At 67.6% G+C, this 14,374-nt stretch carries 15 protein-coding genes; 10 read left to right on the top strand and 5 right to left on the bottom strand.

The annotated features are described in order from the left end of the window. The first annotated feature begins 27 nt into the window (after positions 1-27). The 7 genes from GV161_RS02085 to GV161_RS02115 all read left to right on the top strand — a co-directional run bounded on the left by GV161_RS02085 (position 28) and on the right by GV161_RS02115 (position 5,194). Positions 28-783, top strand: coding sequence for a ComF family protein (locus tag GV161_RS02085; RefSeq protein WP_152012466.1), 756 nt, complete (start codon positions 28-30; stop codon positions 781-783). Positions 784-828: 45 nt separating this feature from the next. Next, positions 829-1,089 carry a glutaredoxin 3 gene (grxC, locus tag GV161_RS02090; protein ID WP_152012077.1) on the top strand — a complete coding sequence of 87 codons (261 nt, stop codon included), beginning with the start codon at positions 829-831 and terminating at the stop codon, positions 1,087-1,089. A 13-nt stretch (positions 1,090-1,102) separates the two neighbouring features. Next, positions 1,103-1,966, top strand: coding sequence for a carbon-nitrogen hydrolase family protein (locus GV161_RS02095; RefSeq protein WP_152012076.1), 864 nt, complete (start codon positions 1,103-1,105; stop codon positions 1,964-1,966). Between the two features lie 66 nt (positions 1,967-2,032). Beyond that, a complete protein-coding gene (locus GV161_RS02100; RefSeq protein WP_152012075.1) occupies positions 2,033-2,530 on the top strand; it encodes a DUF1178 family protein in 498 nt (165 codons plus the stop codon). A 198-nt stretch (positions 2,531-2,728) separates the two neighbouring features. Further along, entirely contained in the window at positions 2,729-3,127 is a 399-nt protein-coding gene (locus GV161_RS02105; RefSeq protein WP_152012074.1) for a MarR family winged helix-turn-helix transcriptional regulator, read from the top strand. Positions 3,128-3,173: 46 nt separating this feature from the next. Beyond that, on the top strand, positions 3,174-4,487 hold the full coding sequence (locus GV161_RS02110; RefSeq protein ID WP_244623867.1) for an MFS transporter: 1,314 nt from the start codon (positions 3,174-3,176) through the stop codon (positions 4,485-4,487). 14 nt (positions 4,488-4,501) lie between these two features. Continuing rightward, positions 4,502-5,194 carry an SDR family NAD(P)-dependent oxidoreductase gene (locus GV161_RS02115; RefSeq protein WP_152012073.1) on the top strand — a complete coding sequence of 231 codons (693 nt, stop codon included), beginning with the start codon at positions 4,502-4,504 and terminating at the stop codon, positions 5,192-5,194. A gap of 6 nt (positions 5,195-5,200) precedes the next feature. Here the strand turns inward: GV161_RS02115 and GV161_RS02120 are convergent, their stop codons facing one another. After that, entirely contained in the window at positions 5,201-5,872 is a 672-nt protein-coding gene (locus GV161_RS02120) for an RraA family protein (RefSeq protein WP_152012072.1), read from the bottom strand. A gap of 32 nt (positions 5,873-5,904) precedes the next feature. After that, entirely contained in the window at positions 5,905-7,137 is a 1,233-nt protein-coding gene (locus GV161_RS02125) for a PLP-dependent aminotransferase family protein (protein ID WP_152012071.1), read from the bottom strand. 149 nt (positions 7,138-7,286) lie between these two features. Here GV161_RS02125 and GV161_RS02130 point away from each other — a divergent pair, with 149 nt between their 5' ends. Beyond that, on the top strand, positions 7,287-7,811 hold the full coding sequence (locus GV161_RS02130; protein ID WP_152012070.1) for an Lrp/AsnC family transcriptional regulator: 525 nt from the start codon (positions 7,287-7,289) through the stop codon (positions 7,809-7,811). 12 nt (positions 7,812-7,823) lie between these two features. Here GV161_RS02130 and GV161_RS02135 read toward each other — a convergent pair whose 3' ends face one another. Then, a complete protein-coding gene (locus GV161_RS02135) occupies positions 7,824-9,161 on the bottom strand; it encodes an amidohydrolase family protein (RefSeq protein WP_152012069.1) in 1,338 nt (445 codons plus the stop codon). 333 nt (positions 9,162-9,494) lie between these two features. Here GV161_RS02135 and GV161_RS02140 point away from each other — a divergent pair, with 333 nt between their 5' ends. After that, positions 9,495-11,498 (top strand): protein meaA, encoded by a 2,004-nt coding sequence (locus tag GV161_RS02140; protein WP_152012068.1) that lies wholly within the window; start codon positions 9,495-9,497, stop codon positions 11,496-11,498. Between the two features lie 182 nt (positions 11,499-11,680). After that, on the top strand, positions 11,681-12,685 hold the full coding sequence (locus GV161_RS02145) for a serine protease (RefSeq protein WP_152012067.1): 1,005 nt from the start codon (positions 11,681-11,683) through the stop codon (positions 12,683-12,685). A gap of 12 nt (positions 12,686-12,697) precedes the next feature. On the opposite strand, the gene GV161_RS02150 is transcribed toward GV161_RS02145, so the two are convergent. Together GV161_RS02150 and GV161_RS02155 are read right to left on the bottom strand one after the other, a co-directional pair. Continuing rightward, complete coding sequence (locus GV161_RS02150) at positions 12,698-13,570, bottom strand: DUF1989 domain-containing protein (protein ID WP_152012066.1); 873 nt, start codon at positions 13,568-13,570, stop codon at positions 12,698-12,700. Positions 13,571-13,643: 73 nt separating this feature from the next. Continuing rightward, complete coding sequence (locus GV161_RS02155; protein ID WP_152012065.1) at positions 13,644-14,252, bottom strand: J domain-containing protein; 609 nt, start codon at positions 14,250-14,252, stop codon at positions 13,644-13,646. Between the last annotated feature and the right edge of the window lie 122 nt (positions 14,253-14,374).

Genomic DNA, 14,374 nt, shown 5'->3' on the forward strand with positions numbered 1-14,374 from the left:
CCCGAAGAGGCGGAAAAAACCCTCTCCATGCGCTGGCTGCAGCGCGGAGGAGGCTGGCTGCGGGCGGGCGTCACCAGCGCCGTCGGCCTGGTTTACCCACCTTCATGCGTCGGCTGCCGGGCTGCCACGAGCGAGGCGCAGGGCTTGTGTGCCCAGTGCTGGGCCGGGCTCGGCCTGATCGAGCGGCCCTATTGCGAGCGGCTCGGCACGCCCTTCGAAGTCGATCTCGGACCGGGGCTGATCTCGCCGGCCGCGATCGCCGATCCACCGGTCTTCGCCCGCGCCCGCGCCGCCTGCCGCTTCGACGGCACGGCGCGCGAGCTGGTGCACCGACTGAAATATGGCGACCGGGCCGAGCTTGCCCTGATGCTCGGACGGATGACGGTGCAGGCCGGCCGCGAGCTGATCTCCGACGCAGACCTGATCGTGCCGGTGCCGCTGCATCGCTTCCGCCTGTGGACGCGGCGCTTCAACCAAGCGGCGGCGCTGGCCGCAACGATTTCCCGGCAATCGGGTCGCCCTTGCGCGCCGCAGGCGCTTGCCCGCGTCAAGCGGACGAAGCAGCAGGTCGGGCTGACCAAGGCCCAGCGCGCCGACAATCTCCAGGGCGCCTTCAAGGTGCTGCCCGCCATGCGCCCGCTGGTCGAGGGCCGGCGTATCCTGCTCGTCGACGACGTGCTGACCACCGGCTCGACCGTCAACGCCGCTTCGCGCGCCTTGCTGCGCGGCGGGGCGAGCGCGGTCGACGTGCTGACCTTCGCCCGGGTCGTGACGGAAGCGTGACGGCTCCCTATATTACAAAGCGAACTCGTCTTTCGGGATAGGCTGATGCCGCAGGTCACGATCTACACCACGGGCTGGTGCCCCTATTGCCATGCCGCCAAGGCGCTGCTGACAAAGAAGGGCGTCGCCTTCGAGGAGGTCGGCGTCGACGGCAAGCCGGAGCTGCGCCAGGAGATGACGGCGAAGGCCGGCGGGCGGACCTCGGTGCCGCAGATCTTCATCGGCGAGCGCCATGTCGGCGGTTCCGACGATTTGCACGCGCTCGATGCGCGCGGCGAGCTCGACCCGCTGCTGAAGGCAGCCTGAAGGAGACGAGCCGATGACCGCGCCACGCTTTACCGCCGCCTGCGTCCAGATGCGCTCGACGCGCGATCCCCGGCGCAATCGCGACGATGCGGTCCGCCTGATCCGCGAGGCAGCGGCGGCCGGGGCGCAATTCGTCCAGACGCCGGAGGTCACCAATCTCTGCGAGCGCGACACCAAGGTCCTACGCGAGACCAGCCAGAGTGAGGACAAGCACGAGGTGCTGGCCGGACTGCGCGACGCGGCGGGCGAGGCCAGGATCTGGCTGCAGGTCGGCTCGCTCTCGGTCAGGGCCGGCGAGAAGATCGCCAACCGCGCCTATATGATCGATCCCACCGGCGAGATCGCCGCGCGCTACGACAAGATCCATCTCTTCGATGTCGACCTGCCCAATGGCGAGACCTGGCGCGAATCCAACACCTTCTCCGGCGGCGACCGGGCGAGCCTGGTCGAGACGCCCTGGGGGCTGATCGGGATGTCGATCTGCTATGATATCCGCTTCCCCTATCTCTACCGCGCCGAGGCCGAGGCCGGCGCCTTCATGCTGACCGCACCGGCCTGCTTCACCCGCCAGACCGGCGAGGCGCATTGGCAGGTGCTGCAGCGGGCCCGCGCCATCGAGAACGGCGCCTTCATGATGTCGGCGGCGCAGGGCGGCCTGCACGAGGACGGCCGCGAGAGCTACGGCCATTCGATCATCGTCGATCCCTGGGGCCGCGTCCTCGCCGAGGCCGGCAACGAGCCCGGGCTGATCATGGCCGAGATCGATCTTGCTCTGGTTGCTGACGCCCGCCAGCGCATCCCGACGCTTCGTCACACCCGCTCCTTCGCGGTCGAGACCCGCAAGAGCGAAGCGCCGCGGCTCGATGCGGCCGAATGAGCGTGAAACTTGTCGCGGAACGGCTGCGTCCTTATCTGCTGCCGTTACCGCCGGCCTTGAGTTGAAATGATCCGTTACACCCTGACCTGCGACAACGCCCACGAGTTCGAGAGCTGGTTCGCGAGTTCCGCCAGCTTCGACGAGCAGGCGAATCGCGGCTTCGTCACCTGCCCGGTCTGCGACAGCGCCAAAGTAGAGCGCGCCGTGATGGCGCCGGCCGTGGCCCGAACGGATCGCGGCCCGCGGCCGGCAGGGGCTGCACCGGAGGTCACCGCGCCCTCGTCTGCCCCCGCTCCTTCCCCCGTTCCCGCGACCCAGCCCGCCGCGCTGATCGGTGAGAAGGAGATGGCGTTTCGCGCCATGCTGACGGCACTGCACGAGCATGTCGCCGCCAACGCCGAGCCCGTCGGCAAGAATTTCGCCGAGGAAGCGCTGAAGATTCACCACGGCGAGAGCGAAAGCCGCGCCATCTATGGCGAGGCCAGCGCCGAAGACGCCCAGATGCTGCATGAGGAAGGCGTCGAGTTCCTGCCCCTGCCGCGCCTGCCCGAAGGGCGGAACTGAGCGCTCCACCATCCGCCTTTGCGTCATGGTCGGGCTTGTCCCGGCCATCCACGTCTTCACCTCATAGATCGCAGTGCGGTGTTCAAGACGTGGATGCTCGCCACAAGGGCGAGCATGACGAACGTTGAGCTCAATAGACCCGGCAAGCGACATTCAACCTCTTGCATTCGCTCTGTCACGGGCATATACCCGCAACCCATGTCAGTTCCCTGCATCTGCACGACCTTGCGCTCGGCTTCCCGCCGGATGATCGCCTTCTATGACGAGACGATCGCTCCGGTCGGGGTCAACATCGCGCAATTCAGCCTGATGCGCTCGATCGCCCGGGTCGAGCCGGTGACGCTGACCGCGCTCGGCCGCCGAGTCGAGCTCGACCGCTCAACCATCGGCCGCAATGTCCGCGTGCTCGAGAAGATGGGTCTCGTCGAACTCGGCCGCGGCGAAGACCAGCGCGAGGCCACGGTCGCGCTGACTGAGGCCGGACACAAGGTTCTGGAAGATGGCGCTCCCCTCTGGGATGGCGCCCAGAAGTCCCTCGACGACCGTCTCGGCGTCGAATTCATGCGACAGCTTCATGTTGCGCTCGATTCACTCTGATTTTCTCATGCATATGCGGGCATATACCCGCAAAAGGGAGCCACTCATGCCGACCGACCTCGCAGAACCAGTTCAACCCGTCGGCCTCGCCGCCACCTTCGCCCGGCGCGGCATCCATTATGGCTGGGCCGTCGCGGCAGTGACCTTCCTCACCATGCTGGTCACCGCCGGGGCCGTCGGCGCACCGGGCGTGCTGATCCTGCCGCTGCAGAAAGAGTTCGGCTGGGCGACCTCCGAGATTTCCTCGGCGCTGGCGATCCGCCTCTTGCTGTTCGGGCTGATGGCGCCCTTCGCCGCAGCCTTCATGAACCGCTTCGGCGTCCGCCCAGTCGCGCTGGTGGCGCTCAGCCTGATCGCGGCGAGCATCATCGGCTCCTTCTTCATGACGCAGCTCTGGCAGCTGGTCCTGCTCTGGGGCTTCGTGCTCGGCTTCGGCACCGGCCTCACCGCCATGGTGCTCGGCGCCACCGTCGCGACCCGCTGGTTCGTGCAGCGCCGTGGCCTCGTCGTCGGCCTGCTCACCGCCAGCACCGCGACCGGCCAGCTCGTTTTCCTGCCGCTGCTCGCCGCCCTGACCGAGCAGGTCGGCTGGCGCGCCGCCATGACCTTCGTGCTCGGCATGATCGCGCTCGCGGCGATCGGCATCCTCGCTCTGATGCGCGACCGGCCGGTCGATGTCGGCCTGGCCCCCTATGGCGCAACGCAGATCGTGCCGGCACCTGCTCAACCCGCCAGCCTCGGAGCGATGCTCGCCTCGCCGATCGTGGCGCTGCGTGACGCGGCGAAGACCAGCACCTTCTGGATCCTGTTCGGCACCTTCTTCGTCTGCGGCGCCAGCACCAACGGACTGGTGCAGACCCATTTCGTCTCGCTCTGCGGCGACTACGGCATGGCGGCGGTGACAGCGGCGAGCGTGCTCGCCGTGATCGGTATCTTCGATTTCCTCGGCACGGTCGGCTCCGGCTGGCTCTCGGACCGCTATGACAGCCGCTGGCTGCTGTTCTGGTATTACGGCCTGCGCGGGCTCTCGCTGCTCTTCCTGCCCTTCACCGACTTCTCCTTCTACGGCCTCTCGATCTTCGCGATCTTCTACGGGCTCGACTGGGTTGCGACCGTGCCGCCGACGATCAAGCTCGCCGCCGACCGCTTCGGCGAGAAGGCGACACTGGTCTTCGGCTGGGTCTTCACCGGCCACCAGCTCGGCGCTGCCTTCGCCGCCTATGGCGCCGGCTTCAGCCGCACCGTCTATGACAGCTATCTGCCGGCCTTCTTCATTGCCGGCGCGCTCTGTCTCTTCGCCGCCGGCTTCTGCATCATGATGCGCGGCGGCGAGCCCAAGCCGATCCCAGCCACCGCCTGAACGGAGACCTCGCGATGACCTCCCTGCCCTATCGCAGCGCCCTGATCGTCGGCGCCGGCTCCGGCATAAGCGCCTCGGTTGCGCGGGCCCTGGCGGCGCAAGGCGTCAAGGTCGGCCTCGCCGCCCGCAATACCGACAAGCTCGCCGCGCTCGCCGCCGAGACCGGCGCCGCGACCTTCCAGGTCGACGCCTCCAATCCGGCCGCCGTCGCAAGCCTGTTCGAAACGGCGGACGCCAAGATCGGCGAGCCCGATGTCGTCATCTACAACGCCAGCGGCCGGCTGCGCGGGCCGATCGCGGAGCTTGATCCCGCGGCGGTCGCGCAGGCGCTCGCGGTCACCGCCTATGGCGCCTTCCTGGTGACGCAGCAGGCGGCGAAACGCATGCTGCCGCATAGCCGCGGCGCCATCCTGCTGACCGGCGCCACTGCCGGCATCAAGGGCTTCGCGCTGTCGGCCCCCTTCGCCATGGGCAAGTTCGCCTTGCGCGGCCTCGCCCAGAGCGCCGCACGAGAGCTCGGGCCGAAGGGCATCCATGTCGCGCATTTCGTCATCGACGGCGCCGTGCGCAGCACCCGCCATCCCGATACTGACGACAACACGCTCGATCCGGACGCCATCGCCCAGAGCTATCTCGACGTCCTCAGGCAGCCGCGCAGCGCCTGGTCGCTCGAGGTCGAGCTCAGGCCCTGGGTCGAGAGCTTCTGAGAGCGCTCAGAGCTTCTCCATCGGCGGTACCTTGAAGGTCTCGACCGTCGAGGCGCCGCCGGCGAGCAGCACCTCCCATTCGGCCTCCGCCTTCACTCGCGCCAGACAGGGCGCGAGCTTTGCCTCGACCAGTGCATGCGGCACGAAGACGAGGCCGTCATCGTCGCCGACGACGAGGTCATGCGGATGGACGGCGACGCCGCCGAAGACGATCGGCCCGTTGACGATGCCGCGCTCCATCGAGGACGGGCCGCGCGGCATGATCCAGCGCGAGAAGAAGACGAAGTCCGGCCATTGCGAGACCGGCCCGACATCGCGCACCGCGCCATCGACGACGACGCCGGCAATGCCCTTGCGCCGGGCGGCACCGCCGAGCAGGTCGCCGATCATTGCCGCATCCTTGCGCCCACCGGCCGCGACCACCACGACATCGCCGCGCTCGGCAATGCTGATCGCGTGGTGCACCGGCCCGTAATCGGCCGGCTCGCACCAGGCCGTGATCGCCTGGCCGACCAGGCGCTTGCCCGGCACGAAGGGCCGGGTCGGCCGGATTGCGGGATCGGCGTGACCGGTGCCGCCGAGCTGGTCGGCGATCACCGAGCTCGGCACCGCCTGCCAGGCGTCGATCAGAGCTTGCGGCAGGCGCGGATGGGCGGGCGTGGCGAGACGGGTCGGCATCGGCGTTTCCTCGGTTTTTATGGCTTGTTGGTTCAGGCGGCCTGGCCGGGTCGCTCAGCGAGCAGGCGGCGCACCGCCCGCTCCAGCCGGCGCACGCCCTCGACCAGCACCTCCGGCGGCGAGCGGGTGAAATTGACCCGCATCGCGCTCTTCAAGGCGCCTGAAGGGTCGAACACGCTCGACGGCACGAAGGCGACATTTTCCGCCAGCGCATGGGCATAGAGCGCGTCGGTGTCGATCGCATCGTCCTTGGCCCGCATCCAGACGAACATGCCACCCGGCGGCACCTCCCACTCGAACCAGTCGGAGAGATGTGTCGCCCCAGCAGCGCACAGGGCGTCGCGACGCTCGCGATAGGTCGCGACGATTTTCGGGATGTGCTGCACCTCGAAATCGCTCTCGATCATCTCCAGCGCGATCGCCTGCGTCAGCAGGCTGGAGGCGATGTCGGTCGACTGCTTGGCCAGCGCCAGCGTCGAAATCAGCGAGGCCTCGGCCACGACCCAGCCGACGCGCAGGCCTGGCGCCAGGCTCTTCGACAGCGTGCCGAGATAGATCACCGGCCCGGCATAGGCGCCGTTCGGATGGCGCTGCGCGTGATGGGCGAGCAGGCTCGGCCCGGCCGGCCCGTCGAATTGCAGCGGCAGATAGGGATCGTCCTCGAGCAGCCAGGTCCCGACCGCCTCGACCTTGTCGAGCAAGGCAGCACGCTCATCCTGCGACACCAGCACGCCAGTCGGATTGGAATAGTTCGGCACGGCATAGACGAACTTGGCCTGACGTAGCGCGGCATCCTGGCCGGGCGCTTGCAGGCTCCAGTCGAGCTTCTCATAGCGCGGCATGCGCGGGCGCCAGGCGTCGAGCGCGCCGAGATAGGTCGGAAATTGCGAGAGGATCAGCTCGCCGGGATCGACCAGCGCCTTGCCGACGAGGTCGAGCCCCTGCATCGCGCCGGTCGTCAGCAGCACGTTCTCCGGCCCGAAGCGGCGCCCGGTCGTGGCGCTGAAGCGCTCGGCGATCGCAGCCCGCAGCGCCGGCAGCCCCTCGATCGCGCCATATTCGAGGATCTGCGTGCCCCAGCGCGTCAGCGCCCGCTCCTGCGCCGCAGCGATCGCCTCGACCGGATAGATCTCGCTCGCCGGCAAGCCGCCGGCGAGGCTGACGACGTCGGGCCGCCCGCCGATCGCCATGAACTGCTGGGTGATGCTGTTGCCGGTCGAGAGCCAGCTGGCGAAAGCCGGCCGCCGCGCATCCGATGTCACCATGACCCTTGCACCATCCTTTTTCGGCCGAAACGGCCGCTTGTGAAGATTTAGCACTCTCGAAGCGAGTGAATCCGTGCAATGATCGAGCACATCTTCTAATTGGCGCGATTTATCGCCCAGGAAGAGAAATCCTGGAGTGAAACTCGCTCATGATCGAACTGGACCGTATCGACCGGAAGATCCTGGCCGCACTTCAGCAGAATGGCCGCATCTCGACCCTCGAACTGGCCGAGGCGGTCGGCCTTTCTCCAACGCCGTGTGCCCGCCGCATCAAGCGGCTGGAGGAGGCCGGCGTCATCAAAGGCTATGCGGCGAAGATCAGCCCGGCGGCGCTCGGCTTTGGCATCTGCGTCATGGTCAGCGTCAAGCTCGCCAAGCAGAGCCCGGACGCCGCGGAGCAGTTCATGAGCGCGATCCGTGACCAGCCGGAGATCACCGAATGCCTGCTGGTCACCGGCAATGTCGATTATCTCCTGCGCGTCTGGGTCAAGGATATCGAGGCGCTGCGCACCTTCATCAGCGAGGCCCTGCAGGCGATCCCCTGCGTCGCCGAGACCTCGACCATGGTCATCCTGGACACGCAGAGCTCGAACCGGCTGCTGAATGTGCCCGGCACGGCCCAGGGCCGCAAGGCGCAGCCCGCCCGATCCGCACGCGAGGCGGACCGGGCCTAGCGCTGCTCGCGCTTACTTCGCCGCAACCTTGGCCGGCGTCGCCTTGTGCACGCGGCCATTGCTCATCACGAACAGCACGCGCTGCAACTCGGTGATGTCCTTGACCGGATCGGAGGCGACCGCGATCACGTCGGCGGCCTTGCCAGGCTCGAGCGTGCCGATCTGCTTGGAGAGGTCGAGCAGGTCGGCGGCATCGACCGTCCCCATCCGGATCGCGATATCGGCCGGAATGCCGGCCTTGACCATCAGCGCGAACTCCTCGGCATTGTTGCCATGCTCGCTGACGCCGGTGTCGGTACCGAAGGCGATCTTGACGCCGCCGCGATAGGCGCGCCCGAGCATGTCGAGCATCAGCGGGCCGACCTGGCGCGCCTTGTCGCGCACCGCCGGCGGCAGATAGCCCTCCTCGTCCGCCATCCGCACCACGGTCGCGCCGGCGAGCACGGTCGGGACGAGATAGGCGCCGCTCTTCTTGAACAGGGCGATCGACTCGTCGTTGAGATAGGTGCCGTGCTCGACCGAATCGACGCCGGCCCGCAGCGCCGCATTGACGCCGTCGGCGCCATGAGCGTGCACCGCCACCTTGCGCCCCATGGCATGGGCCGCTTCGACGACGCCTTCGATCTCGTCGTCGAACATCTGCTTGCCGGTGCCGGCCGCCGTGTTGCTGAGCACGCCGCCGGTCGCGGTGATCTTGATCACGTCGGCGCCGCGCTTGATCTGGTTGCGCGCCGCATGGCGGCACTGCTCGCGACCATTGCAGATGTTGTCGCCGAGCTCGGGGAAGACATCCGGCGCGAAGCCGTTGGTGTCGGAATGGCCGCCGGTCGCCGAAATCGACTGGCCGGCCGTAACGATCCTTGGCCCGGGCACCTGCCCCTTGCGGATCGCGTCGCGCAAAGCGAGCGCCGGCGCCCCGCGCGAGCCGAGATCGCGCACCGTGGTGAAGCCGGCATCGAGCGTGCGCCGGGCATAGACGACGCCGTCGAGCGCGACGTTCTCGCCGGTCTTCTTGACGCGCTGGAGTTCCGTATCGCGCGCCCGCTCCGAGGTGATGTGGACATGGGAGTCGATCAGGCCCGGCAAGACATAGCGGTCGCCGAGATCGACGACCGTCACCGCTTGCGCCGGCGCGCCGATGCTGTCGGCCGCGACGAAACCGTCCTTCAGCTCCTGGATCAGGCTGTTCTTGATGATGATGCTGGTTTTGCCCCGGGCCGGAGTGCCGGGAACCGCGAGCACCGAGCCCGCATGAATGATCGTCCAACGGTCGCCGGCCGGCGCTTGAGCCAGGGCGGCCGGCGCCAGGACCGCGGTGAACGCGGCAGCAAGCATGATCGCTTTCGACATCGGCTTCCTCCAGTGCAGCGACGTCACCGCCACGCGCCATCCTGCCTGCTGGCAGGGCGTGTTGCGTCGGGTGCGTCGCTTGATCTTGCGCAGGGACCTCCCTGCGGCTGGGCGCAATCTGCGGAGGAGAGCGGAAGACCGTCAATCGACAGGATGGCCGGTCACGCATGCCCTGGCCGCAACCCTCGCGTGTCCCGATCCTGGCCACCGCAATCCAGCGCGAGCCTCCGCCCAATGTCGTAGACGACGAGCCGCCCCACTGGCGTTATCTTCGCTGCAGTGCAACAATCGAGATTGCACGAGCACATCAAGACGGCACGGTAGGGAGCGACCATGAACGCGATCGATCCGCTTCGGAATCAGGTCCAGCGCGACAAGGCTTTGCCGCGTGACAAGCCCTGGATTTTCCGGACCTATGCCGGCCATTCCGACGCGTCCGAATCGAACAAGCTCTACCGGACCAATCTCGCCAAGGGCCAGACCGGCCTCTCCGTCGCCTTCGATCTGCCGACCCAGACCGGCTACGATCCCGACCATGTGCTCTCGCGCGGCGAGGTCGGCAAGGTCGGCGTTCCCATCACCCATCTCGGCGATATGCGGGCGCTGTTCGCCGAGATCCCGCTGGCGCAGATGAACACCTCGATGACGATCAACGCGACGGCGGCCTGGCTGCTCTCGCTCTACATCGCCACCGCCGATGAGCAGGGCGCCGACCGGGCTGCCCTGCAGGGCACGACCCAGAACGACCTCGTCAAGGAATATCTGTCGCGCGGCACATACGTCTTCCCGCCGCGCCCCTCGATGCGGCTGACCACCGACATCGTCGTGTTCACGGCGCGCGAACTGCCGAAATGGAACCCGACGAACGTCTGCTCCTATCATCTACAGGAGGCGGGCGCCTCGCCGGTGCAGGAGCTCTCCTTCGCCTTGGCGACCGCGATCGCTCTGCTGGAGTCGATCAGGGCCCGGCCGGAGGTCGCCCCCGAGGAGTTCGGCAGCGTCGTCGGCCGCATCTCCTTCTTCGTCAATGCCGGCATGCGCTTCGTCACCGAGCTCTGCAAGATGCGGGCTTTCGTCGATCTCTGGGACGAGATCACGCTGAAGCGCTTCAGCGTGCTGGAGGAGCAGCATCGCCGCTTCCGCTATGGCGTCCAGGTCAATTCGCTCGGGCTGACCGAGCCGCAGGCCGAGAACAATGTCTACCGCATCCTGATTGAGATGCTGGCGGTGACGCTGTCGAAAAAAGCCCGCGCCCGCGCCGTGCAATTACCGGCCTGGAACGAGGCGCTCGGCCTGCCCCGCCCCTTCGATCAGCAATGGTCGCTGCGCATGCAGCAGGTGCTGGCCTATGAGACCGACCTGCTCGAATTCGGCGACATCTTCGACGGCTCGAAGGAGATCGACGCCAAGGTCGAGGCACTGAAGGTCGCCGCGCTGGAGGAACTGGCGAAGATCGACGCCATGGGCGGTGCGCTCGCCGCGGTCGAGAGCGGCTACATGAAGATGGCGCTGGTCGAGAACGGCGCGCGCCGCATCGAGGCGATCGAGCGCGGCGAGCAGATCGTCGTCGGCGTCAACAAGTTCACCACCAGCGAGCCCTCGCCGCTCTCGGCCGGCGAAGGCAATGTCGTCACGGTTCCGGACTCGGTCGAGATCGAGGCCGTCGGCCGGCTGAAGGCCTGGCGCGCGGCGCGCGATGGCAAGGCGGCGGAGGCCGCGCTCGCCGAGCTCGCCAGTGCCGCCAAGGAAGACCGCAACGTCATGCCGACCTCGATCGCCTGTGCCAAGGCCGGCGTCACCACCGGCGAATGGGCGCAGACCCTGCGCGAGATCTTCGGCGAATACCGCGCCCCGACCGGCGTCGATACGACCAAACTCGGCGACGATACCGGGCTTGCCACCGTCAAGGCAGCGGTTGCCCTGGCGACCGAGAAACTCGGCAGGTCGCCGCGCTTCCTCGTCGGCAAGCCGGGACTCGACGGCCATTCGAACGGCGCCGAGCAGATCGCGGTGCGCGCCCGCGACGCCGGCATGCAGGTCTCCTATGGCGGCATCCGCCAGACACCCGAGGAGATCGTGACGCAGGCGCAGGAGACCGAGGCCGACATTATCGGGCTCTCCATCCTCTCCGGCTCGCATCTGCCGCTAGTGCGCGACGTCACGGCTCGGCTGCGTGTTGCCGGCATGGACGTGCCTGTCGTGGTCGGCGGCATCATCCCACCCGACGACGAGAACGCACTGAAGAACATGGGCGTGGCGCGCGTCTATACGCCCAAGGACTTCGCTCTCGACGGTATCATCGCCGATGTCGCGGGGCTCGCGGCGAAGAAGCGCTGAGAGCCGGTCGCCTTCCCCAGCTTCCGGCTCATGCGAAAAGCGCTCAGGGTTTCCCAAGCGCGTGCGGACGACTATCGTCTCGGTACTGCTCGGCCGCGCCCGGTTCCCGCGGCGCCGGCCCGTGCCTGAAGGCGGTCGTCGGCAGGGCCGCGAGGGACCCGCTTGAGGAGAGGAAGAAGCGCATGCCCGCATGGCTGCAGACCAATTTGACCGGGACCCATATTCGCGCCGCCTTCATCGGTGCCATGGGCCTTGCCCTGGCGGGCCCCGCCGCGGCCCAGACAATGGGATTCGACCCCAGCGATTTCGGCAAGGTCAGCATGCCGCGCCGGCAGAGCACCGGCGACGCCGCGACCCAGATCGAAAACAACAAGGGTGCCTTCGAGCCGATCGCGGAGCTCGATCAGCGCGATCCGCTCGCCAAGATGGCCAAGCCCATCGGGCGCCTCGACATCCTCCTGAAGGACAACAAGACCGGCAAGCAGTCCGGCGCCCATTGCACCGGCGAGTTGCTGCCGGGCGACTATGTCCTCACCAACCACCACTGCCTGCCGCAGAGCGGCGAGATGACGCCGGTGCGCGCCATCATCGTCATGGACTTCCTGACGCAGGACGGCAAAGGCGCGAAAGTCTTCGAGCTCGACCCCAAGCCGGTCGAGTTCAATGCCAACCTCGACTACGCCATCGCCAAGGCGAAGGGCAATCCAACCGCGACCTATGGCTCGGTCAAGCTCGCCGCGACGCCGTCGGGCGGTGCGCCTTCGCTGATGGTGATCCACCACCCGGCCGGCCGGCCGAAGGTGATGAGCCGCTTCCGCTGCATGGCGACGCGCCAGCAGGGCGACGCAGCCGAACTGCGCCATCGCTGCGACACGCTCGGCGGCTCGTCAGGCTCGCTCCTGTACAACGCCGGCAATGCGGGCATCGCGCTGCACAAGCAGGGCGGCCTCGCTCCCAATGACCCGAACAGCTACAACACCGCGACCAGCATGACCGCGCTGCTCCAGGCCAGCCCGTTGCTGCGCAAGATGGCCGGCGCGGGCGGGCAGGCTCCGGCCGCCTCGGACGGCGGCGCGGTCGCCTCGGGCGGCGGACAGGACGACCAGCCGAGTTCGACCGAGCGCAGCGCGGTGCGCGGCTCCGACAATCTCGACACCGACGGGATGAACTCGCTGCTGAAGAACTGAGGGCCTTCGCCCTCAGCTATCGGCCTCGCCGTGGCTGCGCCCATAGAGGCTGCGCTGCGGCGAGCACCAGCCTTCGAGAGTCGCGGGATCGGCCTCGTAAATCTCAACCTTGAGCGGGTGGCAGATTGCGACGTCGCTCGAATGGGTCTGGCCGCAATCACCGCCCGGACAGGCCGAGATCGCACCGAGCAGATCGATCTCGGCGAAGAGCTCGAGGAAGTCGCCGGGCCTGACCGGGCTCGCCTTCATGAAGTACTGCTGCGTGTCACGGGTGAAGCCCGTGCACATGAAGACGTTGAGCACGTCGTGGATGTGATGCTCGACCTCGCGCGCCGGCCGCCCCCTCGCCTGCCCCAGCGCTCGGGCGAGGTTCGAATGGCAGCAATGATGGTAGTCGCCGCCATCGCCGAGCAGCCGGTGGGTATAGGGGTCGCAGCGCGTGCCGATCACGTCGTGCACGCCGGCGCCGTCCTGGTCGAAGCCGTACCAGCCGAGCGTGTCATGGGTGATCGTCGCCATCGGCCGAAGATGCGGCAGGTTGCTCCAGAGCCGATCTCCCAACCCGACATGGGTCGCGTGAAGGGCGCGCGTCTTGCCGCTGAAGAAGCGCTCGTCGAGATCCTCCGCGTTCCATAGATTGAGGTCGCCGACCTGCGGCCCTTCGATACTGACGACCCGGAAGAAGTGGCCCTTCGGCACGCGGAAGCTGCCGGCCTCACGCGGCGGCACGATGATCTCGTCGCGCTTGGTCAAGGTCTGGCGGGCACGCGCCAGCATTGCCATGTCGGCACCAGGCAGGCTGCCATTGGGATAGACCACGACCGGCGGCTTGCGCCGACGCTCCTCCGCATCGGCGGGAGCGATCACCTGCGAATCCATGGTCATGACGTGCTCCGCCGACTGATATGCCCGCGGATTTCCTATCGGGAGCAGAGAGCGCGGTCCAGACTGCGACGTGTCAGGCCAGCCCGTTGCTCTTCAGCGTCTGGTAGGCCTTGAGGATTTCCTGCAGCCGGCCCTCGCGCGAGCGGTCGCCGCCATTGGCATCGGGGTGGAAGCGCTTCACCAGTTCCTTGTAGCGCGCCTTGATCGCGACGCGGTCGGCGTTCTCGTCGAGGTCGAGCGTCTCCAGCGCCTTCTTCGCGAGGACACCGACCCTGGGTTCAGCCCGCTCCTGCTCGCGGCCGGCGCGACCACGGAACAGGTTGAAGGCATCCTCCATCTCCGGCCCGCCGGCCTCGCGCCCACGCTGCGCCATCCGCGCGGCGCTGGCATTGACGCCGAGCTTCCAGGTCGGCCGATGGCCGATCTCCTCCTGCTTGGCATAGGCCGCGAGCGCCTCGTCGTTCATGCCGGCGAAGTAGTTGTAGGTCGCGTTATAGGCCTTCACATGCTCGAGGCAGAACTGGAAGAACTTGCCTTCCTTGCCGCGCCCCATCGGCGCGCGGAACTCGCCCGCCTTCGTGCAACCCGGATGGTCGCAAAGACGCGCATCGGCCTCGACCACCTCTTCCGCCTCGGAAGGGCCGATCCTGATCCGGTCGAAAAGGCGCGAGCTGAAGTTCATCGTCTCATGGTTATGCGGGTGGAACGCTGCGCCGACAAGCCGACCGCCACGCGGATCGCTCCGCGCCTGCAGCAAGCCGATCGCCTTGGCGGCAGCTTGACCCTGATTGCTTAAAGAACCCG

Source organism: Bosea sp. 29B (assembly GCF_902506165.1).
In the GTDB taxonomy this organism is placed as follows: Bacteria; Pseudomonadota; Alphaproteobacteria; order Rhizobiales; family Beijerinckiaceae; genus Allobosea.

What these genes read in the sequence shown, in the direction of transcription:
- GV161_RS02085 (WP_152012466.1), top strand. Translation starts at nt 28, where the DNA reads ATGCGCTGGCTGCAGCGCGGAGGAGGCTGGCTGCGGGCGGGCGTCACC.
- grxC (WP_152012077.1), top strand. Translation starts at nt 829, where the DNA reads ATGCCGCAGGTCACGATCTACACCACGGGCTGGTGCCCCTATTGCCAT.
- GV161_RS02095 (WP_152012076.1), top strand. Translation starts at nt 1,103, where the DNA reads ATGACCGCGCCACGCTTTACCGCCGCCTGCGTCCAGATGCGCTCGACG.
- GV161_RS02100 (WP_152012075.1), top strand. Translation starts at nt 2,033, where the DNA reads ATGATCCGTTACACCCTGACCTGCGACAACGCCCACGAGTTCGAGAGC.
- GV161_RS02105 (WP_152012074.1), top strand. Translation starts at nt 2,729, where the DNA reads ATGTCAGTTCCCTGCATCTGCACGACCTTGCGCTCGGCTTCCCGCCGG.
- GV161_RS02110 (WP_244623867.1), top strand. Translation starts at nt 3,174, where the DNA reads ATGCCGACCGACCTCGCAGAACCAGTTCAACCCGTCGGCCTCGCCGCC.
- GV161_RS02115 (WP_152012073.1), top strand. Translation starts at nt 4,502, where the DNA reads ATGACCTCCCTGCCCTATCGCAGCGCCCTGATCGTCGGCGCCGGCTCC.
- GV161_RS02120 (WP_152012072.1), bottom strand. Translation starts at nt 5,872, where the DNA reads ATGCCGACCCGTCTCGCCACGCCCGCCCATCCGCGCCTGCCGCAAGCT.
- GV161_RS02125 (WP_152012071.1), bottom strand. Translation starts at nt 7,137, where the DNA reads ATGGTGACATCGGATGCGCGGCGGCCGGCTTTCGCCAGCTGGCTCTCG.
- GV161_RS02130 (WP_152012070.1), top strand. Translation starts at nt 7,287, where the DNA reads ATGATCGAACTGGACCGTATCGACCGGAAGATCCTGGCCGCACTTCAG.
- GV161_RS02135 (WP_152012069.1), bottom strand. Translation starts at nt 9,161, where the DNA reads ATGTCGAAAGCGATCATGCTTGCTGCCGCGTTCACCGCGGTCCTGGCG.
- GV161_RS02140 (WP_152012068.1), top strand. Translation starts at nt 9,495, where the DNA reads ATGAACGCGATCGATCCGCTTCGGAATCAGGTCCAGCGCGACAAGGCT.
- GV161_RS02145 (WP_152012067.1), top strand. Translation starts at nt 11,681, where the DNA reads ATGCCCGCATGGCTGCAGACCAATTTGACCGGGACCCATATTCGCGCC.
- GV161_RS02150 (WP_152012066.1), bottom strand. Translation starts at nt 13,570, where the DNA reads ATGACCATGGATTCGCAGGTGATCGCTCCCGCCGATGCGGAGGAGCGT.
- GV161_RS02155 (WP_152012065.1), bottom strand. Translation starts at nt 14,252, where the DNA reads ATGAACTTCAGCTCGCGCCTTTTCGACCGGATCAGGATCGGCCCTTCC.